This window comes from Gordonia amicalis NBRC 100051 = JCM 11271 (assembly GCF_000332995.1).
GTDB lineage: Bacteria > Actinomycetota > Actinomycetes > Mycobacteriales > Mycobacteriaceae > Gordonia > Gordonia amicalis.
Map to the genome: position 1 here is coordinate 89,355 of NZ_BANS01000014.1, position 24,979 is coordinate 114,333.

The window sequence follows — 24,979 nt, forward strand, 5'->3', positions numbered from 1 at the left end:
CATGGACCTTCTGTTCGACGACACGGCCCAGCAGTTCCGGTCCGATGTCCGCTCCTGGCTGACCGAACACGTTCCGCGCGAACCACTTCCGTCCATGGACACCGCGGAGGGGTTCGAAGCCCACCGCGAATGGGAACGCACGATGGCAGCCGACCGCATGTCGGTCGTCAGCTGGCCCGAGGAATACGGCGGACGCGACGCCCCGCTCCTCCACTGGGTGATCTTCGAAGAGGAGTACTACCGGTCGGGTGCACCGGGCCGGGTCAGCCAGAACGGCATCTTCCTGCTCGCACCGACGCTGTTCGAACACGCGAGCCCGGCACAGCTGGACCGCATTCTGCCGAGGATGGCTCGCGGTGACGACATCTGGGGTCAGGCGTGGAGCGAACCGGAGGCCGGCAGCGACCTCGCGTCGCTCCGTTCGACGGCGGTGCGCACCGACGGCGGCTGGCTGCTGAACGGTCAGAAGACCTGGAGTTCACGGTCGAGCTTCGCCGACCGGGCATTCGGACTGTTCCGCACCGACAAGGAAGCCCAGCGACACAAGGGCCTGACCTACTTCATGTTCGACCTGCGTGCCGAGGGCGTCACCGTCCGCCCCATCGCGCAACTCGACGGCGAAGCCGGGTTCGCGGAACTGTTCCTGGAGAACGTCTTCGTGCCCGACGATCCGGCCGATCCCGGCGAGTCCGGTGTCATCGGCGAGGTCGACAACGGCTGGCGGGTCGCCATGAGCACCGCGGCCAACGAACGCGGACTCTCGCTGCGTGCTCCTGGTCGCTTCCTCGCCACCACCGATCGGCTCGTGGAGCTGTGGCGGTCGAAGCGGGACGAGGTCCCCTCGACGGCCAACACCGACTCGCGAGTCGCCGATGCCTGGATCGGCTCCCGGGCCTACGAGTTGTCGACGTACCAGACGGTGAGCCGTCTCGCCGCCGGCGGACAACTCGGCATGGAGTCCTCGATCAACAAGGTGTTCTGGTCACAGTGGGACATCGCCGCCCACGAGACCGCTCTCGACCTGCAGGGACCGGATGCCGAGCTCGACGACGCCTGGATGGACGGCTACCTGTTCTCCCTGTCCGGTCCGATCTATGCCGGCACCAACGAGATCCAGCGCAATGTCATCGCCGAGCGACTCCTCGGCCTTCCTCGTGGAGATCGCTGATACCCCATGGACTTCCAACTCTCCGACATCCACACGGATCTCGCCGCCACCGTCGACGCCATGCTCGGCAAGGCCGACATGCCCGCTGCCGCCCGCGCCTGGGCGGCCGGTGACCGAACGGCCGTCGCCAAGGTCTACTCCCAGCTCGCCGACGCCGGGGTCTGCGGCCTGCTCATCGACGAGTCGCACGGGGGCAGCAGCGCCGGCGCCGTCGAGATGGTCGTCGCGGTCGAGCAGCTCGGACGCCATTGCGCACCCGGACCTATCGTGGAAAGCGTTGCCGTCCTCCCGATCCTGCTGCGTGACGCGGACGTGACCGGCCCGCTCAACGGTCTCGCCGAGGGCCGGCTGGCGACCTGTGCCATCGCCCCGCTGCAACCGCTCGCGCCCGACGTCGAGTCCGCCGACGTCTACGTCGTCTCCGACGGTGTCCTCTCGACGGCCACCGTGCTGAGCACCGAGCCGTCCGTGGACACCACCCGCACGCTGTCGCGGGTCGCACCGGACAAGACTCTCGCCACGGGGGTCGACCCGTCCGACGCCGTCGACGCAGGAGCACTCGCCACCGCGGCGGAACTCCTGGGACTCGGTCAGGCGATGCTCGCCCAGGCCGGCGAGTATGCGCAGTCCCGCAAGCAGTTCGGCCGCGCCATCGGTTCCTTCCAGGCGGTGAAGCACCACCTGGCCGATGTGGCCATCGCCCTCGAGATGGCCCGTCCCCTGGTTCATGCCGCGGCACTGGGAATCGACGGTCAGGTACCCGAGGAGACGAATGTGTCGCGGGATGTGTCGGCGGCGAAGGTCGCGGCCGCCGACGCCGCCCACCTGTCGGCCCGGCGCTCCCTTCAGGTACTCGGGGCGATCGGTTACACCGCCGAACACGACATCTCCCTGTACATCACCAAGACGCGAGCACTCCTGTCCGCCTGGGGTTCGCCCGCCGTCCATCGTCGACGCATCCTGGAGACACTGTGACCGCCGACCTGTCGATCTCGGCCGAGGAACGCGAAGCGCTGGCCGAAGCCGTCCGTGATCTGCTCCGTCGCCGGGGAGACTCCGCGTCGGTCCGGACCGCGATGACCTCCGCCGAACGCATCGACACCGGACTGTGGCAGACGCTGTGCACCGAGATCGGCGTGGCGGCGCTTCCCATACCGGAGGACGCCGGCGGTGCCGGGGCGTCGTGGATCGAACTGGCCGCCGTGCTGCAGGAACTCGGTGGGGCGCTCAGTCCGGTGCCCGCCTTCGGGTCGTCGGTGCTGGCGACCGGCGCGATCCTGCTGGCGCAGGACGACGACATCGCGTCACACCTCCTTCCCGCACTCGCCTCAGGTGAGCAGACGGCCGCGTTGTGCTGGGCCGGTGAACGCGGATGGAACACCCCGGGCGTGCACGCGGACGCCGGATTGCTGTCGGGCACCGCGCACTACGTCGTCGATGCCGAATCCGCGGACACGCTCCTCGTGCTGGCGTCGGGACCGGGTGAGCACGTGACCCTCCATTCCGTCGCGGCTGATGCCGCCGGTGTCACGGTATCGCCGTTGACTCTTCTCGATCCGACGCGCGCGTTGTCCTCGGTGCGGTTCGACGAGGTCGCGTCCACCGTGATCCCGACGCCGTCGGACCTGGCCGACAGTCTGCGGACACTGGGTTGGTCGTTGCTCTCGGCCGAGCAGGTCGGCGGCGCCCAGCGCGCGCTCGACCTCACCGTCGAGTACACCAAGTCCCGCAAGCAGTTCGGACGCACCATCGGCTCGTTCCAGGCGCTCAAGCACCGCATGGCCGACATGTATGTGCTCGTCGAGACCGCACGCTCGATCTCACGTGCAGCGGTGGCCGCGGTCGCCGTCGAGGATCCTGACGCGGCGGAACTCGCACTCGCCGCTCACGTGTACTGCTCGGATGCCTACCGGCGAATCGCCGGCGAGGCCATCCAGTTGCACGGCGGCATCGGCATCACCTGGGAGCACGACATCCAGCTGTACTTCAAGCGCGCCCAGGCGTCGTCACAGCTGCTGGGTGCCCCGCACACCGCGGTCGCCGAAGCGGCAGCGGGCCTTCGGTAACGGCTCTCAGTCGGGGTTGCGCACGCGCGACAGCAACCTCTCGATGGGGTCGGTGAGGACGAGCAACAGGAGCGGCCAGTTCCCGCTCTTCGGGTACACGAGGGCGATGGCCAACGCGACCGCGAGCGCCAGCAGGGTTCCCCAGCCACCCGACGACCTCGTCCAGCGATCGGTGGCCTCGTCGTCGACGAGCAGATCCCGATGCCGATGCCCCCACTGCCCGATCGCGACGAGCGCGGCCACCGAGATCGCGAGTACGCCGATGTAGAGCACGGTCGCCCACTCCACCCGGCTGTCGTCGACCATCGCCGTGGCGAACGGCAGGACCACGATGGTGAGCAGCCAGACGAAGGTGAGGTTCACCAGAACCCGGTCGTAGGCGCGGAAGTACTCCATCGTCTGATGGTGTTGGCGCCAGAGGATCCAGATGACCACGAAGCTGATGAAGAAGCTCGTCAGCTCGAGGGAGTGATCCGACACCACCTCGCCGATCGAGGTCTCCTCCGGCAGGTCATTCGCGATGTCGACCAACGGGAGCACCAGCAGCGTCAGCGCGATGGCCACCACCGCGTCCGCGAACGCGATCAGCCGGCTCAGACCTTCTTCCGACTTCCGATTCTCCGGTGCGGCCATGGGTTGAATGTAGAACCGTCGCCGGCGGCTCGCTCGGCAATCGCAACGGCCGCCCGGGATCGGCGGTGTTCCCGCTCGACCGTTTCCCTCCCGCCCCCGCCGTTTCCTTCCCGCTTATCGGATCCAACAAGCGGGAAGGAGACACGCCGACGGGAAGGAAACCCGCCCGCGGGAACGTTCCGCTATTCGCCGAACGCCGCCTCGACCATCGCCTCGTCGAGCCCGTAGTCGGCGAGCTGGTAGCGGTGCTGCGGTTTCCGGGCCCCGGCCTTGCTCTCCTCGTCGAGTGCGGTCACCGCCGCGCGGGCCGCGTCGGACATGGGTGTGTCGAGAGCCGCGTAGACGCGTTCGACGGTGCCCATCGGGTCCGAGCGGAGGTCGGCGAAGTCGATGTCGAGGAACTGTGCGGGATCGTATTTCGCACGGGCGCGGGAGAACTCACGCACCCCCCGTGACCACAGATCGAGCTGGTCGCGGCCGATCTGGTCGCCGATGAAGGTCGTCGACCAGCCGGGGGTGGCGTGCTCGGCGAGACTGCACATCGAGGCGATGATGGTGCTGGGCGCGCGGTGGGTCTGGATCACCAGCGCATCCGGGTAGGCGGCCATCAATGCGTCGAGCGCGAACAGGTGGCTCGGGTTCTTGAGCACCCACCGCTTGCCCGGGTCGTTGAGGCCGATCAGCTGGAGGTTCCGCCGATGACGGCGGTACGCCGGCGTCCAGTCCTGCTCCGCCAGCCAGCGCGAATAGGTCGGGATGTGTGCGAGCGACTCGTAGGAGATCGAGGTGACGCTCTGCCGCAACAGCTGCCAGCATTCCTCGACCTCGCCGGCGTCCATGTAGTGCAGGCCCATGAACTCCGGGTTCTCGACGTGGTGCTGCTCGAAACCGGCCTGGATCTGCTGGTACACGGGGTTGTCGGCCCACGTGTCGCGGGGCGGCCGCGGCTGCGGGAACTCCGCGAGCCACATCTCGAGACCCTGATGATCCGGGTCCGCGGCCAGGAGCCGGTGCAGGGCAGTCGTTCCCGTACGCGGGAGCCCGGTCACGAAGATCGGCCGGGTGATCTCGACGTCGGCGTGTTCCGGGTTCGCCTTCCACGACGCCTCGCTCAGCAGCCGCGCGACGAGCGCCCCCTTCAGGAAGAAGCGGAACATCTTGCTGCCCAGCTCGGTCAGCCCGGCCTCGGAACGGTAGGAGTCGAGCAGGATCCCCAGCGGCTCGAGGTAGTCGGTGTCGCCGAAGTCCTCGAGACCGGTCGCACGGGTGGCCGACGCGTGCAGGTCTTCGATGGTCCCGACGTCGGTCCGCTGCGCACTAGTCATGGTATTCACCACAATTCACGTCCAGGGTGTGCCCGGTGATCGCCCGCGCCATCGGTGAGGCGAGAAACACGACGGCGTCGGCGATCTCGTCCGGCTCGGGCAGTCGTTTGAGATCGGATTTCGACGCGGTCTGCTCGTAGACCTGCTCGGGGGTGATCCCGTACTTCTTGGCAACCTCGCCGAAGTACCACTTGAGCTGGTCGTCCCAGATGTAACCCGGCGCCACCGAATTGATGCGAACACCCCGCTCCCCCAGCTCCGACGCCAGCGTCTGCGACATGGCGAGCAGGGCCGACTTGGCGATCTTGTAGCTGCCGTAACGCGGTTCAGAGTGCCGGATGACCATCGAGTTGATGTTCACGATCGACCCGTCCGACTCGGCGAGCGCATCGGTGAACGACTTGATGACCCGCAGCGTCCCGACGACCGTCACCTCGATGCTGTTGGTGATCTGGTCGAAGTCCGTGCGGCCCAGCGGCTTCATCGACGGCAGGGCGAAGGCGTTGTTGACCAGGACGTCCACCCGGCCGAACTCGGCGAGCGTGGTGGCCACCAGGTTGTCGACGCCGGTGTCGTCGGTGATGTCGGTGGGAACGACGAGGCTCGTGCCTCCCGCGGCATCGATCTCCGCGGCAACCTCTTTCAACCGTGATTCGGTACGTGCGGCGAGCACCACCCGCGCACCCTCGGCGGCGGCGCGATGACAGATCGAACGCCCCAGCCCCGGACCCACACCCGAGACGACGACCACCTTGCCGTCGAGAAGGCCCGCTCCAGCACTCATCCCAGCATCCTCTCGGCGAATGCGCGTTGCCGTGCCGCGATCCGCTCGGACCATCCGGCCTGATCGATCTTGTTGTGTTCGAGGTGCGGCAGGTGCGCGGCCACCTCGTCGATGCCGACGACCGTCGCGCTCGGTCCGAGCTCCGGTCCGATCGGCGAGTCGCTGCGCTGCCAGCGGAACTGGAGGATGCCCTGCTGACGGCCGGTCGTCTCGATCCAGTTGGCGACGCCGGGATCGCGGTGGGACACGACCATCCGGATCACACCGTCCGGATCGACCTGCGCCTGTGCGGGATTGAGACTCGTCTGGTGGTTGACGTAGTCGAGCGAGATGTACCACATACTGCCGAGCTGGAATCCCTGATAGGGCGCATCGGATTTCGGGATGGAGATCACCATCGCCTCGTCGGGACCCAACCGGTAGTGGCCCACCGAGGAGAACTGAGTGCTCAACCCGCCCGGGGTCTGGCGGGGCGGGGTGAAGGTGTTGACCGGTTCGTCGAGGTAGAACCACTTGGGAAAATTGAACCAGGTGTGGATGCGAGCGGTCAGCATTTTTCCCGCGGTCGCGTATCGGCGTGCGACGCGGGCGAGATCGGCCTCTTCCGGCGCGGTCCCGACCGTGTCGACACGTTCGATCGTGATCGAGCCCTTGCGCTCGGTCCAGTCGGAATACACTTCGCGGACCGCCAGCATCGACGCCCCCTCGCCGAGGGCGAAATAGTTGTCGGGCGGGTCGGGAATCGCCGGACCGAAGGTCAGCTCGAACGTGCCGTCGTCGGCGATGGTCAGGCGACGGTCGTCGAAGGCGTCCTCCCCGCCGGGCACCGCGGACGGCGTGTAGTCGCCGCGCAGGACCTGGAAGCTGAGATCGGTTGTGGTACCCCGGCGTCCGCGGACCAGATAGGTCCCGGTCGGCTCGACATCCGCGTGGTAATAGAGCGTGTCCGGGTTGTCCAGGCCCATCTTGGTCGACGGTCCGGTCGAGGTCACGAAGTTCGGATGCGAGAGGGACCGCCCGCGGACCAGCTGGATGATCGCGGCGATGCTGCCCGCGAGATAGTCGTAGCCCTCGGCGAGATCCTGCTCCGTCTCCGCGAACTCCGCGGAGGCGATCAGCCTCTCGGCCGCGGCGATCGAATCGGTGAGGGGTTTCGTGATGTCCTTCGGTACGGCGATCACTCGCGAGCTCATAGCCAGGTGTCTCCGCCCGTCCACGTGAGGAAGTTCTCCAGTTCGGCCTGCGCCGGTGTCACCCGCGGATGCTCCGTCGACAGGTAGCCGCCCCGATAGAAGAGCAACGGCTTGTCCTGCAACACCTCTCCGAGCGTGAGCGCACGGCCGATGACGATGTGGTGATCGCCGCCGTCGGTCACCCGTTCGACGTCGCACTCGACCCAGGTCAGTCCGTGCCGGATGACCGGCAGACCGGCCGGTGACGGGTCCCAGATGATATTGGCGAACTTGTCGTCACCCGGGGCGCCGAAGGCCGCGCTCACGTCCTGCTGCCGGTTGGACAGCACGTTGACGCAGAACTTGCCGGTTTGTTCGATGACCTTCCAGCTCCGCGAGGTCTTCATCGGGCAGAACAGCACGAGTGGCGGGTCGAGGGACAGCGCAGCGAACGACTGGCAGGCGAACCCGACCGGTTTGCCGTCGTCGTCGAGTGTCGTGATGACCGTGACACCGGTGCAGAACTGCCCCATCGCGGTACGGAACTGCCGGGAGTCGAACTCCGCCGACCCGTATGGCGTCTGGGCCATGTCAGTTCTTGAACCCGACGCTGAAGTCATGCCCCCAGAGACTGACCGCGGTGCTCTCGCGTGCGATCCACTCATCGTCGTTGACCGTTCTTCCCTCGCAACCGAACTCGACGTCGAAACCGCCCGGCGTCTTCATGTAGAAGGAGAGCATCAGGTCGTTGACGTGCCGGCCGAGCGTCGCCGACATCGGCACCTTCTTGCGCAGTGCGCGGTCGAGACAGAGCCCCACGTCGTCGGAGTTCTCGACCTCCACCATCAGGTGGACGATGCCGGTGCTGTTGGGGATCGGCAGGAACGCCAGGGAGTGATGACGCGGGTTACAGCCGAGGAAGCGTAGCCAAGGCACCTCGTCGCCCTCTTCGCGTCCGACGACCTGCGGGGGCAGGCGCATCGAGTCGCGGAGCTTGAATCCCAATACGTCTCGGTAGAACTCGAGAGCCGCCTTGTCGTCCTCACAGGTGAGGACGACGTGGCCGAGCCCCTGCTCCTCGGTGACGAAACGGTGGCCGTACGGGCTGACGATGCGACGGTGCTCGAGCGCGGCCCCGTGGAATACCTCGAGGGTGTTGCCGGCGGGATCGTCGAACACGATCATCTCGGCGACGCGACGATCGGCGATCTCCTCGTCCTTGCCCTCGCGGAAGACGACGTGCGCGGCGGCCAGCCGGTCGCGGACCTCCTGTAGCGCAGCGGCATTCGCGACCTCCCAACCTGCACAGGACAGGCGGTCGTGCTCGGCGGGCACGATGACCAGGCGGGCGGGGAAATCGTCCATCCGCAGGTAGAGCGCGCCCTCGGTCAGTCCGGAGCCCTCGATCATGCCGAGGACCTTGAGACCGTAGGTGCGCCACGCCTCGACGTCGGTCGCCTCGATCCTCATGTATCCCAATGAACGGATCGGACTGTCACTCATCTGCTCGACTCCTGTTGTCTCGTCGCGTCACGAACGGAATGCCTATACCATCGTGTCGCCGATGGGAATCCCGAACTCGCCGTTGCCGTATGCGACGTAGGCGCGTTCCGGGTCATTGGCGGCGTGCACGCGGCCGGCGTGGGCGTCCCGCCAGAAGCGCTGGATCGGGGTCCCGTTCTCCAGCGCATGGGCGCCCGAGTTCTCGAAGAGACGGTCGATGGCGGAGATCGCCCGACCGGTGGCGCGCACCTGGTCGCGACGGGCCGACAGACGCAGTTCCATCGGGATCTCCTCACCGGCGAGGATCAGGTCGTATTCGGCCTGCAGGTTGCCCGACAGCTGTCGCCATGCGGCGTCGATGTCGCTGGCGGCCTCGGCGATCCGGACCTTGGCGAACGGATCGTCCTTGGCCTTCTCCCCGGCGTAGGCGGCGCGGACACGCTTCCCCTGATGTTCGACGTGAGCATGGTAGGCGCCGTAGGCCATGCCGACGATCGGCGTCGCGATGGTACTCGGGTGGATTGTGCCCCAGGGCATCTTGTATACCGGCGCGGTGTTCTGCTCGAGGCCCGGGCTCCGCCCCATCGACATCGTGCGCATGCTGAGCATGCGGTGGCGGGGCACGAAGACGTCCTTGACCTCGATGGTGTTGGACCCGGTGCCGCGCAGACCGACGACGTTCCACACGTCCTTGATCGTGTAGTCCTCGCGCGGGATCAGGAAGCTGACGAAGTCGACCGGCTTGCCGTTCTTGATGACCGGACCGCCGACGAACACCCAGTCGGCGGTGTCGCAGCCCGACGACCAGGCCCACGACCCGTTCACCTTGTAGCCGCCGTCGACGACCTCACCCATACCCATCGGCGCGTACGACGACGAGATGCGGACGTTGGTGTCTTTGCCCCAGACATCTTCCTGCGCCTGCTGGTCGAAGAGCGCCAGGTGCCAGTTGTGGATGCCGATGATGCCCGACACCCAACCCGTCGACCCGCATGCCGAGGCGATGCGTCGCACGGCCTCGTAGAAGGTCACCGGATCGACCTGGTATCCACCCCACTGCTCGGGCTGCATCAGCCTGAAGAACCCGGCCGTCTCGAGGCTGGACACGGTCTCGTCGGGGATTCGACGCAGATCTTCAGTGGCCTGTGCACGCTGTTCGATCTCCGGGAGCAGCGCGTTGATCTTCTCCAGGACCTGCTCGGCGGCTTCGCTCCGTTGTGCTGGCATCTCGCCTGCTCCTACCTGTCTCTCCCTCGGCCGGATGTACCGGCCGCTTACTCATCGAGTTCGAGATTAGAACACGTTCTCATTTCTGTCGAGCACTGGGACTTTATGCCCATGTACAGCACCTATCGCCGATCTGGGGGACGATCCGTCCAATGTTTTTGAAACGTGTTCTAGTATTGGCAGCAGAGGTTCGATGCGACACCAGTCACAGACAGGAGAGGGCTTATGTCATCTGCACCCGACACCGAGGTGGGTATCCGGGAGATCGACACCGGCGCGCCGCCCACCCGGTTCGCCCGCGGGTGGCATTGCCTGGGCCTGAAGAGCGAGTACGACGACGGCGAACCCCACTCCGTCCAGGTCTTCGGCACCAAACTCGTCGTCTGGGTCGACACCAAGGGTGAGCTGAACATCCTCGACGCCTTCTGCCGTCACATGGGCGGTGACCTCTCGCAGGGCAAGCTCTCCGGCGACAACGTCGCGTGCCCGTTCCACGGTTGGCTCTGGAAGGGCAACGGCCGCTGCGCCGGCGTGCCGTATGCCAAGCGCAACCCCAAGCTGGCCAAGACCCGGTCGTGGCCGTCGATGGTCCGCAACGGTCAGGTCTTCGTCTACAACGACCCCGAGGGCAACCCGCCGCCGGACGAGGTCATCATCCCCGAGCTGGCCGAGTTCGGCTCCGAGGAGTGGACCGACTGGACGTGGAACCGGATCGTCATCGAGGGCTCCAACTGTCGCGAGATCATCGACAACGTCGTCGACATGGCGCACTTCTACTACGTGCATTTCGCTTTGCCGGACTATTTCAAGAATGTCTTCGAGGGCGAGATCGCCGCCCAGTACATGAATTCGCATGGGCGCCCTGATGTCACGCTCGGCACCAACTACGGCGACAGCCGGCTCGAATCGATCGCCGCCTACTACGGACCGTCTTACATGCTGAACCCGATGGTCCAGTACTACGGGGGTTACGCCGTCGAGACGATTCTGACGAATTGCCATTACCCGATCGACGAGAACTCTTTCGTCCTGATGTACGGCGTGATGGCGAAGGTTCCCGAGGGACTCACCGCCGAGCAGGCGGCGAAGATGGCGACCAAGATCAGCTCCGGCGTCGAGGTCGGCTTCCTGCAGGACGTGGAGATCTGGAAGAACAAGACCCGCATCGACAACCCGCTCCTCGTCGAGGAAGACGGCCCGGTGTACCAGCTCCGACGCTGGTATGAGCAGTTCTACGTCGACAAGGCCGACGTCACCGATGAGATGACCGGCCGGTTCGAGTACGAGATCGACACCTCGAAGGCGCTCGAGAGCTGGAACGCCGAGATCCAGGAGAACCTCCGGCGTCAGGAAGCCGAGAAGGCCGAGTCCGACAAGGCAGGGACCGAGACATCGCCAGACGGCGCCGCGGACTCCTCGGAGAAGGCGCAGGTCTGACGATGACCCGGGCCGCGGCACGCGCACACTGGGCCAAGGCACCCGATTTCGGCGACGATCCCGACCGGGCGGCCCGGGTCCATGCGGCAACACAGCGCGATCGCGAGCACTACCTGCAGGGCGGCATGCGCGAGATCGAATGCCGCGCCTGCCACGCGTGCGTGCTGGTCAAGAAGACCAGCTCGTTTCACACGAGCGTGCAGTGGAACGCCGACGCCCGGAGCCGATGCCTCGGCCTCGAGCAGATGCGTGCCGGCGGCGACGACGGGAACGGACCTCTGCTCCCGGGTGCGATGATGCCGACCTGCGTCCGATTGTCGGCGAGTATCGATCATGGGGTCGCGGAGGGAATCATTCCCGCCGAATCGCCTACGACCGATCCCGACGGATATTGGTGACATGCCATTTTTGAGCCTCATGTGGAACATTGATTAACACTCATCCCACGCATCACAACGGTCACACCTTCATCACACGTCGAGAACTATCGGCGACACGCGGGCATCCGGTCGGCCAATCTGATCATCATGTCCGATTTGCGAACCCGCTGTACGCGGGTCACCTGTGCTGGTGCTCTTTCCGCCGCGTTGGCTGTCGCGGCACCGTTCGCCGGCTCGCCGTTCGCTGATGCCGGAAAGGCCGCAGCAGCGGGTTCCAGTTCCGGCTCCAGCGATTCGACGGGATCGGTGCCGATCTACCTCCCCGTGCCCACCCCCACCGGCTTGACCGCGCTCGCCGCGTCGATGACCCAGATCGGCAAGCCGTACCGCTGGGGTGGCACCGGACCGCACTCCTGGGACTGCTCCGGACTGGTGCAGTGGGCGTTCTACACCGCAGGCGTCAAACTGCCCCGGACCAGCCAGCAACAGGCGAAGGTCGGCAACGCGATCCCGTTCAACGCCCTCGCCCCCGGCGACATCATCATCTTCGGCCGCGACGCCGGACACGTCGGCATCTACGCCGGTGGCGGCCGACTGTTCAACGCCTACACCACCGGCAAACCCATCGGCTTCACCAAGGTCAAGGACATGGGACCCATCAAGACGATTCGTCGTTTCGGCTGACCCGGTCGGCATCAGGCGACCGTCCGGGCCACACCGAGGTCACCACCGCGAACCCCACGACGACGAGCAACAGCACCGCGACCACCACGGTGCCGATCAGTCCGTAACCGGGCTGCATCGTCGGGAGTTCGAGGTCGAGGGCCTCGGTGACCCGGTCGGAGAACAGGTGCGCGGCCGGATCACCCAACGTCCGGATCCCGACGACCGCGGCGATGACCGAGGCCAGGCCGATCACACCGATCGCCGCCGGACGGAGACGTGCGCGCCACCACCCCAACGCGGCGACAACTGCGATGACCGCACCGAGGACGACCACGCTCAGACCGGGCCGGTCGGTGTTGTCCTCGAAGAAGAAGGCCACGTCCTCATCGCTCGCCCCCGGGACGGTCACCCGTCCGAGCCCGGTGATGGACGGTTGCACGCCCTCGTCGGTGCTTCCCCACTCCACCTGTGCGAACAGCACCAGGAGGAGTCCACCGACGAGGGCGGCAGGCCACACCAGAATGCGAAGTCTGGCGACGATGCCCGGTTCTGTCGTCATGCCACCCAGGTTGCCATCTCCCCCGACCCCGCTGATCGAGCCGGCACCGCGCGACCTCGATACGCGGCGTCCTCGCTCCGCTCGGTCGGCGCTACTCGGCCGGCAGAGGAACGCCACCCCCGCTGAATGAGTAGGCGAGGAGCCTGCCACGAGCCGCTCCCCCCGCTGATTGAGCCGGCACCGAGCGCAGCGAGGCGCCGTTCCCCCGCTGATTGAGCCGGCACCGAGCGCAGCGAGGCGCCGTTCCCCCGCTGATTGAGCCGGCACCGAGCGCAGCGAGGCGCCGTTCCCCCGCTGATTGAGCCGGCACCGAGCGCAGCGAGGCGCCGTTCCCCCGCTGATTGAGCCGGCACCGAGCGCAGCGAGGCGCCGTGTCGAAATCACGCCCCGATATCGGTCTCCCGTCAGCGCCCGAACCCGCTGTCGCAGCGATGAGATTGCGCGACGCTGAGAGTCTCCACCTCAGTCGTTCAGCAACACTCCGCATGGCAAACGAAGGGACACGAGAACATGGCCGAGTACGCAGCCCCGTCCGGGGCGCCGATCTGGTTCGACCTCATGAGCAGCGACACCGCGAAGGCCGAGCAGTTCTACGGGGAGATCTTCGGGTGGGAGACCGAGGAACCCAGCGAGGAGTTCGGCGGATACCGGAACTTCACCAAGAACGGGAAGCCGGTCGCCGGATTGAGTCCTGCGATGGAGGAGGCCGGACCGCCGAACATCTGGTCGGTGTACCTGCACAGCGAGGACGCGAACGCCACCGCGAACGCCGTCGAACAGGCCGGCGGCAGCATCATGGTCCCACCGATGCCGATCGGCGAAGAGGGCACGATGATGGTGGCGACCGATCCGGCGGGCGCGGTCATCGGCTTCTGGCAACCGAATCAGCACAAGGGGTACTCCGAGTACGGGGATCACGGCACCCCGTACTGGTTCGAGTGTCAGTCCAAGGACTACGCCAGATCACTCGACTTCTACCGGACGGTGCTCGGCGCGCGCATCGAGGAGGTCGGCACCGGCGGCGACCCCGACGCGATCGGGCCCGACCACTACGGACAGATCTTCTACGGCGAGGAGTCCTACGCCGGGATCATGGACGCCGCCAAGCTGTTTCCCGAGGAGGTGCCGTCGTTCTGGCAGATCTACATCACCGTCGACGACGTGGCGGCGACGGTCAAGCAGGTCGAATCCCTCGGCGGTGAGATCCTGATGCCCGGTGAGGACACCCCGTACGGGACGCTCGCGGCGATCAAGGACCCGATGGGCGCGCTGATCTGCTTGGGACATCCGCCGGCCGGGATGTGACACGGCGCGATCGGTGGAGGTGATGCGCGCTCTGTGCGTGTGTTCTCTACCGATCGCCCGGCGGGTATTCGTCGGAGTCGTCGGGGCCGACATCGGTGGCTTGTTCCACGACGTCCGCGACGTTGGCTTCCAGGGCGATGTCCGGCCCTTCGGACTCGGACTCGGACTCGGAGTCGGCGGGAGCCTCCTCGTCGACGGGCTCGGCCGGCATCGTCTGCTCGACGACGTCGGCGTCGTTCGCTTCTCCTTCGGTCCACGGTTGTGCGGCTGCCATGGGGACTCCTTCCGGTAGCTGGGTGCTCGGCACAAGGTGTGTCCGGGCGCGACCTTCCGGTGGTGCGTCTCCGATGATCCTGTCGTACCCGGCAGGCGTCAACCGTCCTCGCAACGTCAACCCGCCTCGCGGCGTCAACCGGCCTCGCAACACAGCGCCCGGATCGCGGGACTATCCCGGCAGGCGGAGGAGTTCGCCGGAGACGACACCTCTGGCGGTCCGGGCGGCGACGACGAGCCAGGCGGCCACCAGCACCGAGAACCCGGCGATCGCCGCGATCTCGAACACCGTCCAGCCCAGGGTGAGCATCAGCGCGGAAGAGCCGGTCACGTAGGTACCCACCGGGAAGGTGAACGACCACCAGGTCATTGCGAACGGCATCCCCGCGCGCGCCGTGCGGACGGTGATCCGGGTGGCGACACCGATCCACGCCGTTGCCGCCACCCAGACGGCCAGACCGTAAGCGACCGCGAACTCGTGCATGGCACCCGCGACCGGTGCGGGCACTGCGTGCTGCGCCGCATGCGCGAGCAGGCAGGCCGCCGTGACCGACTGCCCGAGCGGGCCCAGCACGATCCACCAGGTCGGCACCATGTGTGCGACGCCGTGGTCCCCGGTGCGGAACCGCCGGACGAGCATGACCAGGATGGGCGTGGCGGCGAGCACCGCCAGACCGAACATCGCGCATCCGATGCCGAGTACCAGGTCCCGCGTCCACCCGGGGTCGAGCTGACCCGACAGGATCGCCGCGGCCGACGCCGACACCATCGGCGGCACGACCGGCATCAACCAGCCGCCGAAAGCGTCGTCGACGCCGGCGCGACCGAGGATCAGGTGGCTATACGGGATGACCAGCGCGGTGACCACGCCGCCGACCGTGCCGACGATCCAGCACACGATGTCGACGCCGAGGGCGAGGTCGGGGCCGACGATCCCGGCGCCCACCACGAGGGTGCTGGTCCCCACGGTCATGATCGCCATCGGCACCGCACCGTAGAAATGCGCGACGATGTGGTGCTCGTGGTGGCCGCGGGCGATGTCCGGGTCGGCCCTCCAGTGGCCGATCGTGGCCGCGACCACGCTTCCGAGGATGATGCCGGCCAGCAGCCAGAACCCGACGGCCACGGCACTCAGACCGGCCGGTTGCCACGGCAGGCCGTGCGCGGCGATCGCGATGACCCCCGTACCCATCACGGCCGCGAACCAGTTGGGCGGGAACCAGGTGGTCCGGGCGGGTATGCCGGTCGCCGACGCGGTCATCGTAGTCATGTCCACCACGATCCCGGCGATGCCCGACGGCCGGTAGCACCCAAATCGTTGAGAGGATACAAACCGGGCTTGTAGCCGGGGTACCACGAACGGTTGTACCCTCGGTCGATGGTGCTCAGTCCCCGGATGCCCGACCTCGCATCGCTGGAGACCCTGCAGACGGTCGTCAGCACCGGCAGCCTCAATGCGCGGCGTCGGAACTCGGTATCACCCAGCAGGCGGTGTCGGCACGCATCCGTGCGTTGGAGACCCAGCTCGGCGTCGGACTACTGACCCGAACGCCGCGCGGATCGGTACCGACTCAGGCCGGGCGGCTCGTCGCCGAGTGGGCGGACCGATTGCTCACACTGGCTGGCGAATTCGATGCCGGTCTCTCCGCGTTGCGCCTGGAACGACGCGATCAGCTGCGGCTGGCCGCGAGTCTCACCGTCGCCGAGCATCTCCTTCCGCGATGGCTCGTGTCGTTCGCGGCCCAGCACGACCCCGCGCCGAAGGTGTCGTTCACCGCCGCCAACTCCGACCAGGTCTGCACGCTGGTGCGCGACGGGGAGGTCGAACTCGGGTTCGTCGAAGGACCTCGCGTGGCACCGGGTCTCAGAAGCCGGACGATCGCGCGTGACGAGCTGGTCGTCGTCGTGCCGCCCGGTCATCCGTGGACACGCGTCCGCCGTCGCATCGTGGCCGCCGACCTCGCCCACACCGCACTGGTGACGCGCGAAGAGGGTTCGGGCACACGCGAGTTCTTCGAACGCGCACTGACCCGAGCGCTGGGACCCTCGCGCGAGGTCACCGCTCCGGTGCTGGAACTGTCGACGACGGCATCTGTTCGCGCGGCGGTCATCGCGGGTGCCGGCCCGGCGGTGCTCAGCAATCTGTCGGTCGCCGACGACCTCGACCGCCGGCTGATCCGCATCCCGGTCGACGATCTCGACCTCGAGCGTCCGTTGCGCGCGGTGTGGTTGTCGGGTCCACAGCCCACCGCCGGCGCCGCGCGTGACTTCCTGTCACACATCGGGCGTTCCTGAGCACTCAGGGCACGTTTCGGTCCCCGACGTCGGTCCCGTGCACCCCCTGGTTGAGAAGCCGGTGCGCGTCCGGGGTCCCGTCGAGAGCACGACTCGTTCGCCGTGCGACCTTCCAGCCCGCATCGGTGCGCACGAACCTCCAGTGGTGCGCGGTCGCGCGGACGACGCGAAAACCCTTGTCACCGGCGATGACCAGGAGTGAGTGACTCGCGGCGATCGCCTCGTCGCCTTCGACGTTCACGTGGACCGCGCCCTGGAGGTGGGTGCATCCACGGGCGATGAGACCCTGATGGGCATCGGAGCGGACCATCGCGACGATGTCGTCGCGGCCGTGCATGAAGAGGCCGTCGACGTCGTAGATGCCGTCCGGTGTCCACAGTGCGGCCACCGCGTCGGCGTCCCCGCTGTCCACGAGTGGCCCATAGGCGGTGACCAGTCGCGTGATCTCCCGTTCGTCGGCGAGAAGCCGCACGGTGTCCTCGAGCTGCGCCAGTCGCTGTTCGACCGTCACGGTGATCGCCCCTCCAGTCCGGCCAGCTCCGCGAGTCGTCGCAGTTGGCTGATGTAGTGGTCGGCCGACGATGCCCGGATCGTCACGCCGACGATCGTGGCACCGGCGGCGTGGATCTTCTCCAGGTCGACGGTCGTGCGGTCGGCATCCTCGGGATCGAGTGGCCCGGCACCGAGAACGATCTCGAAGCGGTCCGGCACCTCGACCGATTCGAGCATCTCCCGGAGCCAGGATCGACTCAGCCCGAAAGGAACCCAACCATCTCCCAGATCGATTGCCCGGCGGAGCGACCGCTGCGTTCGCCCGCCCACCCAGATCGGGAGACGCTCCTGCATCGCGCACGGTTCGACGATCAGTCCTCCGAACCGGTAATGGGTGCCCGCATACTCCGGCTCGGATGCCGACAGCGACGCCCGGAGAGCGCGCAGGGCGTCGTCGGCACGTTCGCCCCGGCCCTCGAACTCGACGCCGAGGAGCTCGAACTCCTCACGCAGCGAACCGACTCCGACACCGAGAGTGACGCGGCCACCACTGATGGCGTCCAGGGTCCCGTACCGTTTCGCGATGGCCAGGGGATGATGGTAGCCGAGGACCAGCACCTGGGTGAGGAACCGGATGCTCCGGGTACGGCCGGCGAGAAACCCGAAGGTGGACAACGGGTCCCAGTAGGTTCCACCACGCTGCGCGGCGATCTCGGCGGGCACGGCCACGTGTTCACTGCAGCTCAGGTACTCGAAACCCAGTTCGTCTGCGGCGGCGCCGATATCGGCGAGTTCGGCGATCCCCGCCGTCGCCTCCCATTCACCGGCGACACCGGGCAGCCGCGTGACGATCGGGCTGGTGATGCCGAGGCGCACTCTCAGCTCCGCGTCGGCGCCGCGGAGGCGGCCGCCTTCTGCGGGAACAGTTTCAGCATCGCCTCGTGCTGGGCCAGGATCAGGCTGCGGCGGTCGGGACCGTTGATCTTCTACACTCGACGCGCGTTGCCGCCGGCCACCCACACCGGGCCGTCGGCGAGATGTTCGAGTCCTTCGCGCGCGACGTCCTCGGGCTCGCTCGCCTTCAGCGGCCCTCCGAGGTTCATCCCCGCCCGCTCCATGGCCGGCGTGCGCGTCACGCCGAGCACGAGCTCGAGCACGTCGACGCCGTGGTCACGCAGCTCGAGCCAGAGCGACTCGGCGAACACGCGCCCAAAGGCCTTCACGGCACCGTAGATCGAGAGATGCTTGCCGCCGAGGTAGCCGCTCATGGAACCGACGAGCAACAACCCGCCACTCCCCCTCGCCCGCAACCGCGCACCGAAGTGGTGCACGAGCGCCAGCTGGGCGGTGATGTTGAGATCGATGACGGTCTGGAACCTCTCGAGGTCGCCCTCGACGAAGTCGTTGCCATATGTGTTGGCACCGGCGTTGTAGATGAACAGGCCGACATCGAGATCGTCGGTGACGGAGATGATCTCGTCGATGACCGACGGATCGGTGAGATCGGCCGACAGGGTCAGCGCCTGCACACCGCGGGCGCGGACCTCCTCAGCCGTCTCCTCCAGGGGTCCGGGCTTGCGCGCGATCAGTACGACGTTGATCCCGGCGTCGGCGAGCTGGTGGGCGAACGAAGCACCCACACCCTCGGATCCACCGGCGATCACCGCCCACGGGCCGTACCGCTTCGGGTCGAAACCAGAACCGTCGGCGTTCTCAGACACCGGCATTGGCGTCTTGCTTCTTCCTCAGCTCGAGCGCGATGTCGATGAGCTGATCCTCCTGGCCGCCGACGAGTTTGCGGGCGCCGGCCTCGAGCAGGATCTCTGCCGCCGAGACGCCGTAGCGTTCGGCATGGCCCTCGGCATGCTTGAGGAACGAGCTGTAGCAGCCGGCGTACCCCATCATCATCGCCGGGCGGTCCACCAGGCACTCCGACGGCATCGCCGGGCGAACCACGTCCTGCGCGGCGTCGGCGATCTTCATGAAGTCGACGCCGGTCGTGATTCCGAGCTTGTCGCACACCCCGACGAAGGCCTCGGTGGGCGTGTTCCCCGCGCCGGCTCCGAAGCGTCGGATCGACCCGTCGATCTGCTGGGCGCCGGCACGAATCGCGTTGACCGAGTTGGCGACCGCGATGTCGAGGTTCTCGTGACCGTGGAACCCGACCTGGGCGTCGTCGCCGAGTTCGGCGACCAGTGCCTCCACCCGCACGGTGACGTCCTCGAGCACGAGCGCACCCGCGGAGTCCACGACGTAGACGCACTGACATCCGGCGTCGGCCATGATGCGGGCCTGCTTGGCGATGACCTCCGGCGGCTGGCTGTGGCTCATCATCAGGAAGCCGACGGTCTCGAGTCCGAGATCGCGTGCGAGACCGAAGTGCTGGATGGAGACGTCGGCCTCGGTGCAGTGGGTGGCGATGCGGCAGATCTGGCCGCCGTTGTCCTGCGCGGCCCGGATGTCGTCCTTCGTGCCCAGGCCGGGCAGCATCAGGAAGGCGATCTTGGCGCGCTTCGCGGTCTCCGCGGCCGCCTTGATCAGCTGTTGCTCCGGGGTCTTGGAGAACCCGTAGTTGAACGACGAGCCGCCGAGTCCGTCACCGTGGGTCACCTCGATGACCGGCACACCGGCCTCGTCGAGCGCACCGACGATCGCGCGCACCTCCTCCTCGGTGAACTGGTGACGCTTGTGATGACTGCCGTCACGCAGCGAGGAGTCCGTGATGCGGATGTCGAGGGTGTCGGAGTACTTGCGCGCGTTGGCCATCAGCTTCAGGTCGCGCGGGGTGGTGACCACGTTGGTGCTCATGCGGGGACTCCCAACTTCTTCTTTGCGAGTTCTTCGCCGACCTTGGTCGCGGCGGCGGTCATGATGTCCAGGTTTCCGGCGTAGGGCGGCAGGAAGTCGCCCGCTCCCTCGACCTCCACGAAGATCGACACGCGCGCGAAGCCGCCGTTCAGGACGCTCGGCGGGTCGAACTGTGGGTCCTGCAGCAGGCGATAGCCGGGCACGTAGGCCTGGATCTCCTTCTCCCGACGGTGGATCGACTCCGCGATCGCATCGGTGTCGGCATCCTCGGGGATGGCGCAGAAGATGGTGTCGCGCATGATCATCGGTGGGTCGGCCGGGTTCAGGATGATGATCGCCTTGCCACGCTGCGCGCCGCCGATCGTCTCGACACCGGCCGACGTGGTGGCGGTGAACTCGTCGATGTTGGCGCGCGTGCCCGGACCGGCCGAGACCGAGGCCACGGATGCCACGATCTCCGCATAGGGCACCGGCACGACCGACGAGACGGCGTGCACCATCGGGATCGTCGCCTGCCCGCCGCAGGTGATCATGTTGGTGTTCGGGGCGTCGAGGTGTTCGCGCAGGTTGGCCGGCGGGACCACGGCGGGTCCGACGGCCGCCGGGGTGAGGTCGACCGCGGTGATGCCGGCCGCCTCGTACTTGGGTGCGTACTCACGGTGCACGTACGCCGACGTGGCCTCGAAGATCAGGTCGGGCTTGTCCTGCGACCCGAGGAGTTCGTCCGCGCCGCCGCTCATCGTGATGAGCCCGTGGTCGGCGGCACGTTTCATACCCTCCGACTCGGGGTCGATGCCGACCATCCAACGGGGTTCGATGACCTCCGAACGTTCCAGCTTGTACATCAGATCGGTGCCGATGTTGCCCGATCCGATGATCGCCGCGGTCAGTTTCGCCGCCACGTGGATCCTCCTTCTGCTAGTGAAGTCTGTTGTATGTCAGGTGAAGTCGAGGGTGACCGAGCCGAGACCGGCGAACTCGGCCACGAAGTGATCACCCGATGAGATGTCGATGGCCCGCGTCGCCGTGCCGGGCAGGATGACGTCTCCCTTGCGAAGCCGGACGCCGAAGCTGTCGACCTTGCGTGCCAGCCACGACACCGCATTCAGCGGATGTCCCAGCACCGCAGACGAATTGCCCTTCGCCACGATCTCCCCGTTACGATGCAGGACGGCGTCGATGTCCGCGGTGTCGATCTCGCTGATCGGGACTCGCTGATGCCCGAGAATCCAGCCGCACGACGAGGCGTTGTCGGCGATGGTGTCGCACAGCGTGATCTTCCAGTCCTTGATCCGGGAGTCGATGAGTTCGATCGACGGCACCACCCACTCGACTGCCGCGATCACGTCCTCGTTGGTACATCCCTCGCCGGGCAGATCCTCGCCCAGGATGAACCCGACCTCCACCTCGACCCTCGGGAAGCACAGCTTCTTCGCGTCGATGGGGGTCTCCTCGAAATACTGCATCTCGTCGAGGAGGTGGCCGTAATCAGGTTCGTCGACGCCCATCATCTTCTGCATCGCCTCTGATGCGAGGCCGACCTTGTGCCCGGCGACCTTCGCGCCGGCGTCGAGACGCTTGCGGATGTTGATCAGCTGGATCTCGTAGGCATCGACCACATCGAGTTCCGGATGGGAGTCCGTGGGACGGTCGATAGCCGTCGCGGAGACCTCCGCCTGCCAGAGCTCGGCAGCGATCTTCTCGCGAACCTGCTGGTCAACCGCCATTGTGCCCTCACCTTCCCAATGTGAACGTGTTCTAGTTTAGAACATGTTCCACTCGTGCAGGAGCCCCGTGCGCAATTCGCGTGGCGCCTACGCGAGCGCCCCGCGGACGACTACCGTTCTCCCCATGAGTCCCGACGCCCCGAATCCCGAGAGCCCCACCGCCGACGCCGCCGTGCTCACCTCGTTCGACGGCGGTATCGGCCGGTTGACGCTCGACAACCCGCGCCGCAAGAATGCGATCACCCTCGAGATGGCCGCGGCGATCGAGCGGTTCTGCGATCAGGTGGTCGACGACGAGACCATCGGCGCGGTGGTCGTCGACGCCACGGGTTCCTATTTCTGCAGCGGCGCGGACACCCGAATCCTCGCGGGCGCCTCGGCCGATCCGGCGGCGCCGGAGTCGGTGAAGCAGTTGTCGGCCGTGTACGCCGCCTTCGTTCGTGTCGGTTCCCTTCCGGTCCCCACCATCGGGGTCGTCGTGGGCGGTGCCGTCGGTGCGGGCCTCAACCTGGCCCTGGCGGTCGACCTGCTCGTCACCACCCCCGACGCGGTTCTGGACAGCGGATTCCTTGCCCGCGGCATCCATCCCGGCGGCGGTCACCTGACCTTGCTCAACCGCGCGGTGGGACGTGCCGACACGATCGCGCTCGCAGCCTGCGGTCAAGCGCTCACCGGCAACGAAGCCGTCGCTCGAGGACTCGCCTACGCGGCGGCCCCGGTCGAGGAGATCCCCGCGATCGTGGACGGTCTCACCGGTCCCGCGGCCCGCGACCCGGAACTGACCCGAAAGGTCATGTCGAGCGTGCGACTGGAGCTGGGTCCGCCCGCGGTGACCTGGGATTCGGCGATCGAGATCGAACGCGGCACCCAGATGTGGTCGATGGCGCGCAAAGGCCAGAACTGGTCGTCGCGGGGGCCCGGCCGGTCGTGACCGACGCTCAGCTCTCCCCATTGCGCGCCGAGGTCCGCGAGTTCCTGCGCGCCGAGATCGATTCGGGTGCATTCACTCCCGACGTCGACAGCTGGATGACGGGTTTCGACCCCACCTTCAGCCGCCGGCTCGGCGAACGCGGCTGGCTGGGTATGACGATGCCGACCGATTACGGCGGCCGGGGACGCACTCCGGTCGAGCGGTTCGTCGTCACCGAGGAGATGCTGGCGCACGGCGCCCCGGTCGCCGCGCACTGGATCGCCGACCGGCAGATGGCGCCCGGCATCCTGTCCAACGGGACCGAGCAGCAACGACGCCGCTACATCCCGGGGATCTCGACGGGCACCGTTTACTTCGCGATCGGCATGAGCGAACCCGATGCGGGTTCCGACCTCGCCGGCGTCCGGACACGAGCCACCGACAACGGTGATTCGTGGACGATCAGCGGCACCAAGGTGTGGACCACCGGCGCCCACATCGCCCACGCGATGGTTCTGCTCGCCCGCACGGACGGCACGCCCGACGACCGGCAGCAGGGACTGTCGCAGTTCGTCGTCGACCTGCCCCATCCGGACATCGAGATCCGGCCGATCCGGAGCATCGACGGGCAGGCACACTTCAACGAAGTGGTCTTCCACGACGCGGTCGTGGATTCGTCGGCACTGCTCGGACGTCGCGGACACGGCTGGCAGCAGGTGATGAGCGAACTGGCCTTCGAGCGTTCCGGACCGGAGCGCTACCTCAGCACACTGCCGCTGCTGCGCGCGTGGAGCGATCATCTGCGGGAGCACGGAGCCACCCCGAACCAGCGGGTGACGCTGGGCCGACTGACGGCGCAGGCGTGGGCATTGCGCCAGATGTCGCGGCAGGTGGCGCGCGAGCTGTCGGACGGAGGGAAGCCGGATGTGCTCGCCGCCATGGTCAAGGATCTCGGCTCGACGTTCGAGGGCGATCTGGTGACGGCCATCCGCGACGCCTCCGGAATCGTGCCGCGCCGCGAAGGCGGTACACACCTCGAACGTCTTCTGGCCCAATCCGTTCTGCACACACCGGCGTTCACGCTTCGCGGCGGGACCAACGAGATCCTGCGCGGGATCGTCGCGCGCGGATTGGGGATTCGATGACCGACCTCGCCGCCGATCTCCAGGCGACCATCGCCGCGATGCTCCTCCGCATCCCGGCCGACACGCAAACACCGGTCGCCGCACCCGACGCGGCCGTGTGGGCCGCCGTCGTCGAGGCCGGGTTCACCGGCGTCGACGTCCCGGAGGACGCGGGCGGGCACGGTGGTGAGCTCGGTGATGCACTGGCTGTCCTGGAAACCCTCACCGAAGCCGGGGCGGTGACCCCCTATCTCGAACACGCGCTGCTCGCGTCGTGGCTGGCCGGCGGCGTCGGACATCCGCTCGGCGACTCGACGGCGACGGTCGCAGTGATCGACGACGCCGGCGTCCGCACCGACGGGGATCGAATCCTGGTGTCGGGCACGGCAACAGGTGTGGCACATGCCGACGGCAGCGATGTGATCGTGGCCCTCACGACCGGACCCGACGGCCCGCTGGTCGCCGTCATCGCCCGCGAAGCCGCCGGGGTCGAGATCGAACCGGGAACCGACCTCCAGGGAGTGTCGTACGGCGACATCGTCTTTCGGGATGCCGAGGCGACGTTCTCCGCGCCCTCCCCCGTCGGCGTCGACGACCTGCACCGGCGCGGTGCGCTCGCCTACACCGTCGCCTTGGCCGCGGCTGCCCGCGCGGTCCGCGAGCTCACGGTCCGATACGCCTCCGAACGCACCCAGTTCGGGCGTCCCCTGGCGAAGTTCCAGGCCATCCAGCAGCGGCTGGCCGAGATGGCCGCGCAGACCACACTCATGAAGACCGCTGCGCGAGCCGCGGTGGAGTCCACGTCGGGAGACCCGGCGCGAGCCCGCACTGCCGTCGCGGCGGCAAAGGTCGTGACCTCGCGGTACGCCACCGAGGTGGCGTCCGCCGGACACCAGATCCACGGCGCGATCGGCTTCACCTCGGAGCACAGCCTGGGGCGGTTCACCACCGGACTGTGGACCTGGTCGGACCGATATGGCACCGATCAGGACTGGGCGGAGTCCCTCGCCGGCGAGATCCTCGACGACGGCGAGGATCCGTGGGACGTGATCGCCGGTCACACACTGCACCCGGCCACCCCTGGCGCCCCATTTCTGTAACGTGTTCTAATTCAGGTAGAACACG

25 protein-coding genes and 2 pseudogenes are annotated in these 24,979 nt (G+C 67.2%); 11 read left to right on the forward strand and 16 right to left on the reverse strand.

Annotated features, from left to right (window positions below):
- The first annotated feature begins 1 nt into the window (after position 1).
- Genes GOAMI_RS06945 through GOAMI_RS06955 form a run of 3 tightly spaced genes read left to right on the forward strand, consistent with a single transcriptional unit; the run spans position 2 to position 3,234 of the window.
- A complete protein-coding gene (locus tag GOAMI_RS06945; RefSeq protein WP_006435728.1) occupies positions 2 to 1,168 on the forward strand; it encodes an acyl-CoA dehydrogenase family protein in 1,167 nt (388 codons plus the stop codon).
- A gap of 6 nt (positions 1,169 to 1,174) precedes the next feature.
- Positions 1,175 to 2,143, forward strand: a complete 969-nt coding sequence (locus GOAMI_RS06950) for an acyl-CoA dehydrogenase family protein (RefSeq protein ID WP_006435729.1) — start codon at positions 1,175 to 1,177, stop codon at positions 2,141 to 2,143.
- The gene (locus GOAMI_RS06955) at positions 2,140 to 3,234 is read left to right on the forward strand and encodes an acyl-CoA dehydrogenase family protein (RefSeq protein WP_006435730.1); all 1,095 of its coding nucleotides are present in this window, start codon (positions 2,140 to 2,142) and stop codon (positions 3,232 to 3,234) included. The genes GOAMI_RS06950 and GOAMI_RS06955 overlap by 4 nt, the downstream gene beginning before the upstream one ends.
- A 6-nt stretch (positions 3,235 to 3,240) precedes the next feature.
- Here the strand turns inward: GOAMI_RS06955 and GOAMI_RS06960 are convergent, their stop codons facing one another.
- The 7 genes from GOAMI_RS06960 to hsaA form a co-directional block, all read right to left on the reverse strand.
- On the reverse strand, positions 3,241 to 3,867 hold the full coding sequence (locus GOAMI_RS06960; protein ID WP_006435731.1) for a TMEM175 family protein: 627 nt from the start codon (positions 3,865 to 3,867) through the stop codon (positions 3,241 to 3,243).
- A gap of 182 nt (positions 3,868 to 4,049) precedes the next feature.
- A complete protein-coding gene (locus GOAMI_RS06965) occupies positions 4,050 to 5,192 on the reverse strand; it encodes a sulfotransferase family protein (RefSeq protein ID WP_006435732.1) in 1,143 nt (380 codons plus the stop codon).
- Positions 5,185 to 5,976, reverse strand: coding sequence for an SDR family oxidoreductase (locus tag GOAMI_RS06970; RefSeq protein ID WP_006435733.1), 792 nt, complete (start codon positions 5,974 to 5,976; stop codon positions 5,185 to 5,187). Before GOAMI_RS06970 ends, GOAMI_RS06965 begins: the two co-directional genes overlap by 8 nt.
- Positions 5,973 to 7,169 (reverse strand): hypothetical protein, encoded by a 1,197-nt coding sequence (locus tag GOAMI_RS06975; protein WP_040004640.1) that lies wholly within the window; start codon positions 7,167 to 7,169, stop codon positions 5,973 to 5,975. The genes GOAMI_RS06970 and GOAMI_RS06975 overlap by 4 nt, the downstream gene beginning before the upstream one ends.
- Complete coding sequence (gene hsaB / locus GOAMI_RS06980; RefSeq protein WP_006435735.1) at positions 7,166 to 7,738, reverse strand: 3-hydroxy-9,10-secoandrosta-1,3,5(10)-triene-9,17-dione monooxygenase reductase subunit; 573 nt, start codon at positions 7,736 to 7,738, stop codon at positions 7,166 to 7,168. Before hsaB ends, GOAMI_RS06975 begins: the two co-directional genes overlap by 4 nt.
- A gap of 1 nt (position 7,739) precedes the next feature.
- Positions 7,740 to 8,651 (reverse strand): iron-dependent extradiol dioxygenase HsaC, encoded by a 912-nt coding sequence (hsaC, locus tag GOAMI_RS06985; protein WP_006435736.1) that lies wholly within the window; start codon positions 8,649 to 8,651, stop codon positions 7,740 to 7,742.
- A 42-nt stretch (positions 8,652 to 8,693) separates the two neighbouring features.
- Positions 8,694 to 9,878, reverse strand: coding sequence for a 3-hydroxy-9,10-secoandrosta-1,3,5(10)-triene-9,17-dione monooxygenase oxygenase subunit (hsaA, locus tag GOAMI_RS06990; RefSeq protein WP_006435737.1), 1,185 nt, complete (start codon positions 9,876 to 9,878; stop codon positions 8,694 to 8,696).
- Between the two features lie 225 nt (positions 9,879 to 10,103).
- On the opposite strand from hsaA, the gene GOAMI_RS06995 reads away from it, so the two are divergent.
- The 3 genes from GOAMI_RS06995 to GOAMI_RS07005 all read left to right on the forward strand — a co-directional run bounded on the left by GOAMI_RS06995 (position 10,104) and on the right by GOAMI_RS07005 (position 12,379).
- Positions 10,104 to 11,315, forward strand: a complete 1,212-nt coding sequence (locus tag GOAMI_RS06995; RefSeq protein ID WP_006435738.1) for a 3-ketosteroid-9-alpha-monooxygenase, oxygenase component — start codon at positions 10,104 to 10,106, stop codon at positions 11,313 to 11,315.
- Positions 11,316 to 11,317: 2 nt separating this feature from the next.
- On the forward strand, positions 11,318 to 11,713 hold the full coding sequence (locus GOAMI_RS07000; protein WP_006435739.1) for a hypothetical protein: 396 nt from the start codon (positions 11,318 to 11,320) through the stop codon (positions 11,711 to 11,713).
- Positions 11,714 to 11,842: 129 nt separating this feature from the next.
- On the forward strand, positions 11,843 to 12,379 hold the full coding sequence (locus GOAMI_RS07005) for a C40 family peptidase (protein WP_006435741.1): 537 nt from the start codon (positions 11,843 to 11,845) through the stop codon (positions 12,377 to 12,379).
- Here the strand turns inward: GOAMI_RS07005 and GOAMI_RS07010 are convergent.
- On the reverse strand, positions 12,354 to 12,920 hold the full coding sequence (locus tag GOAMI_RS07010) for a hypothetical protein (RefSeq protein ID WP_006435742.1): 567 nt from the start codon (positions 12,918 to 12,920) through the stop codon (positions 12,354 to 12,356). The two genes, GOAMI_RS07005 and GOAMI_RS07010, sit on opposite strands and share 26 nt — an antisense overlap.
- A 510-nt stretch (positions 12,921 to 13,430) precedes the next feature.
- Here GOAMI_RS07010 and GOAMI_RS07015 point away from each other — a divergent pair.
- Positions 13,431 to 14,225 (forward strand): VOC family protein, encoded by a 795-nt coding sequence (locus GOAMI_RS07015; protein ID WP_006435743.1) that lies wholly within the window; start codon positions 13,431 to 13,433, stop codon positions 14,223 to 14,225.
- A 46-nt stretch (positions 14,226 to 14,271) separates the two neighbouring features.
- Here the strand turns inward: GOAMI_RS07015 and GOAMI_RS07020 are convergent, their stop codons facing one another.
- On the reverse strand, positions 14,272 to 14,499 hold the full coding sequence (locus GOAMI_RS07020) for an Rv3202a family protein (RefSeq protein ID WP_006435744.1): 228 nt from the start codon (positions 14,497 to 14,499) through the stop codon (positions 14,272 to 14,274).
- A 171-nt stretch (positions 14,500 to 14,670) separates the two neighbouring features.
- Complete coding sequence (locus GOAMI_RS07025; protein ID WP_081598208.1) at positions 14,671 to 15,768, reverse strand: TDT family transporter; 1,098 nt, start codon at positions 15,766 to 15,768, stop codon at positions 14,671 to 14,673.
- 108 nt (positions 15,769 to 15,876) lie between these two features.
- On the opposite strand from GOAMI_RS07025, the pseudogene GOAMI_RS07030 reads away from it, so the two are divergent.
- Positions 15,877 to 16,793: pseudogene (locus GOAMI_RS07030) on the forward strand (LysR family transcriptional regulator).
- A gap of 4 nt (positions 16,794 to 16,797) precedes the next feature.
- Here GOAMI_RS07030 and GOAMI_RS07035 read toward each other — a convergent pair.
- The 6 genes and pseudogenes from GOAMI_RS07035 to GOAMI_RS07060 form a co-directional block, all read right to left on the reverse strand.
- Positions 16,798 to 17,304: a nuclear transport factor 2 family protein gene (locus tag GOAMI_RS07035; protein ID WP_006435747.1), complete on the reverse strand. Its 507-nt coding sequence runs from the start codon at positions 17,302 to 17,304 to the stop codon at positions 16,798 to 16,800.
- On the reverse strand, positions 17,301 to 18,161 hold the full coding sequence (locus tag GOAMI_RS07040) for an LLM class F420-dependent oxidoreductase (RefSeq protein ID WP_006435748.1): 861 nt from the start codon (positions 18,159 to 18,161) through the stop codon (positions 17,301 to 17,303). Before GOAMI_RS07040 ends, GOAMI_RS07035 begins: the two co-directional genes overlap by 4 nt.
- Positions 18,162 to 18,163: 2 nt before the next feature.
- Positions 18,164 to 19,012 (reverse strand): annotated as a pseudogene (locus GOAMI_RS07045) (SDR family NAD(P)-dependent oxidoreductase).
- Positions 18,999 to 20,093: a 4-hydroxy-2-oxovalerate aldolase gene (gene dmpG / locus GOAMI_RS07050; RefSeq protein ID WP_040004641.1), complete on the reverse strand. Its 1,095-nt coding sequence runs from the start codon at positions 20,091 to 20,093 to the stop codon at positions 18,999 to 19,001. Before dmpG ends, GOAMI_RS07045 begins: the two are co-directional and overlap by 14 nt.
- Positions 20,090 to 20,995 carry an acetaldehyde dehydrogenase (acetylating) gene (locus GOAMI_RS07055; protein ID WP_006435751.1) on the reverse strand — a complete coding sequence of 302 codons (906 nt, stop codon included), beginning with the start codon at positions 20,993 to 20,995 and terminating at the stop codon, positions 20,090 to 20,092. The genes dmpG and GOAMI_RS07055 overlap by 4 nt, the downstream gene beginning before the upstream one ends.
- 36 nt (positions 20,996 to 21,031) lie before the next feature.
- Positions 21,032 to 21,820, reverse strand: a complete 789-nt coding sequence (locus GOAMI_RS07060) for a 2-keto-4-pentenoate hydratase (RefSeq protein ID WP_006435752.1) — start codon at positions 21,818 to 21,820, stop codon at positions 21,032 to 21,034.
- A gap of 124 nt (positions 21,821 to 21,944) precedes the next feature.
- On the opposite strand from GOAMI_RS07060, the gene GOAMI_RS07065 reads away from it, so the two are divergent.
- The 3 genes from GOAMI_RS07065 to GOAMI_RS07075 are packed head-to-tail and all read left to right on the forward strand — an operon-like array spanning position 21,945 to position 24,954.
- Positions 21,945 to 22,751, forward strand: coding sequence for an enoyl-CoA hydratase-related protein (locus GOAMI_RS07065; RefSeq protein ID WP_024500134.1), 807 nt, complete (start codon positions 21,945 to 21,947; stop codon positions 22,749 to 22,751).
- Positions 22,748 to 23,875 carry an acyl-CoA dehydrogenase family protein gene (locus GOAMI_RS07070; protein ID WP_006435754.1) on the forward strand — a complete coding sequence of 376 codons (1,128 nt, stop codon included), beginning with the start codon at positions 22,748 to 22,750 and terminating at the stop codon, positions 23,873 to 23,875. Before GOAMI_RS07065 ends, GOAMI_RS07070 begins: the two co-directional genes overlap by 4 nt.
- Positions 23,872 to 24,954 (forward strand): acyl-CoA dehydrogenase family protein, encoded by a 1,083-nt coding sequence (locus tag GOAMI_RS07075; RefSeq protein WP_006435755.1) that lies wholly within the window; start codon positions 23,872 to 23,874, stop codon positions 24,952 to 24,954. The genes GOAMI_RS07070 and GOAMI_RS07075 overlap by 4 nt, the downstream gene beginning before the upstream one ends.
- The last annotated feature ends 25 nt before the right edge of the window (positions 24,955 to 24,979 follow it).

Bases quoted from the DNA above. Each gene is read 5' to 3' on its own strand.
- GOAMI_RS06945 (WP_006435728.1), top strand. From the start codon at position 2: ATGGACCTTCTGTTCGACGACACGGCCCAGCAGTTCCGGTCCGATGTC.
- GOAMI_RS06950 (WP_006435729.1), top strand. From the start codon at position 1,175: ATGGACTTCCAACTCTCCGACATCCACACGGATCTCGCCGCCACCGTC.
- GOAMI_RS06960 (WP_006435731.1), bottom strand. From the start codon at position 3,867: ATGGCCGCACCGGAGAATCGGAAGTCGGAAGAAGGTCTGAGCCGGCTG.
- GOAMI_RS06965 (WP_006435732.1), bottom strand. From the start codon at position 5,192: ATGACTAGTGCGCAGCGGACCGACGTCGGGACCATCGAAGACCTGCAC.
- GOAMI_RS06970 (WP_006435733.1), bottom strand. From the start codon at position 5,976: ATGAGTGCTGGAGCGGGCCTTCTCGACGGCAAGGTGGTCGTCGTCTCG.
- GOAMI_RS06975 (WP_040004640.1), bottom strand. From the start codon at position 7,169: ATGAGCTCGCGAGTGATCGCCGTACCGAAGGACATCACGAAACCCCTC.
- hsaB (WP_006435735.1), bottom strand. From the start codon at position 7,738: ATGGCCCAGACGCCATACGGGTCGGCGGAGTTCGACTCCCGGCAGTTC.
- hsaC (WP_006435736.1), bottom strand. From the start codon at position 8,651: ATGAGTGACAGTCCGATCCGTTCATTGGGATACATGAGGATCGAGGCG.
- hsaA (WP_006435737.1), bottom strand. From the start codon at position 9,878: ATGCCAGCACAACGGAGCGAAGCCGCCGAGCAGGTCCTGGAGAAGATC.
- GOAMI_RS06995 (WP_006435738.1), top strand. From the start codon at position 10,104: ATGTCATCTGCACCCGACACCGAGGTGGGTATCCGGGAGATCGACACC.
- GOAMI_RS07000 (WP_006435739.1), top strand. From the start codon at position 11,318: ATGACCCGGGCCGCGGCACGCGCACACTGGGCCAAGGCACCCGATTTC.
- GOAMI_RS07005 (WP_006435741.1), top strand. From the start codon at position 11,843: ATGTCCGATTTGCGAACCCGCTGTACGCGGGTCACCTGTGCTGGTGCT.
- GOAMI_RS07010 (WP_006435742.1), bottom strand. From the start codon at position 12,920: ATGACGACAGAACCGGGCATCGTCGCCAGACTTCGCATTCTGGTGTGG.
- GOAMI_RS07015 (WP_006435743.1), top strand. From the start codon at position 13,431: ATGGCCGAGTACGCAGCCCCGTCCGGGGCGCCGATCTGGTTCGACCTC.
- GOAMI_RS07020 (WP_006435744.1), bottom strand. From the start codon at position 14,499: ATGGCAGCCGCACAACCGTGGACCGAAGGAGAAGCGAACGACGCCGAC.
- GOAMI_RS07025 (WP_081598208.1), bottom strand. From the start codon at position 15,768: ATGACTACGATGACCGCGTCGGCGACCGGCATACCCGCCCGGACCACC.
- dmpG (WP_040004641.1), bottom strand. From the start codon at position 20,093: ATGAGCACCAACGTGGTCACCACCCCGCGCGACCTGAAGCTGATGGCC.
- GOAMI_RS07060 (WP_006435752.1), bottom strand. From the start codon at position 21,820: ATGGCGGTTGACCAGCAGGTTCGCGAGAAGATCGCTGCCGAGCTCTGG.
- GOAMI_RS07065 (WP_024500134.1), top strand. From the start codon at position 21,945: ATGAGTCCCGACGCCCCGAATCCCGAGAGCCCCACCGCCGACGCCGCC.
- GOAMI_RS07075 (WP_006435755.1), top strand. From the start codon at position 23,872: ATGACCGACCTCGCCGCCGATCTCCAGGCGACCATCGCCGCGATGCTC.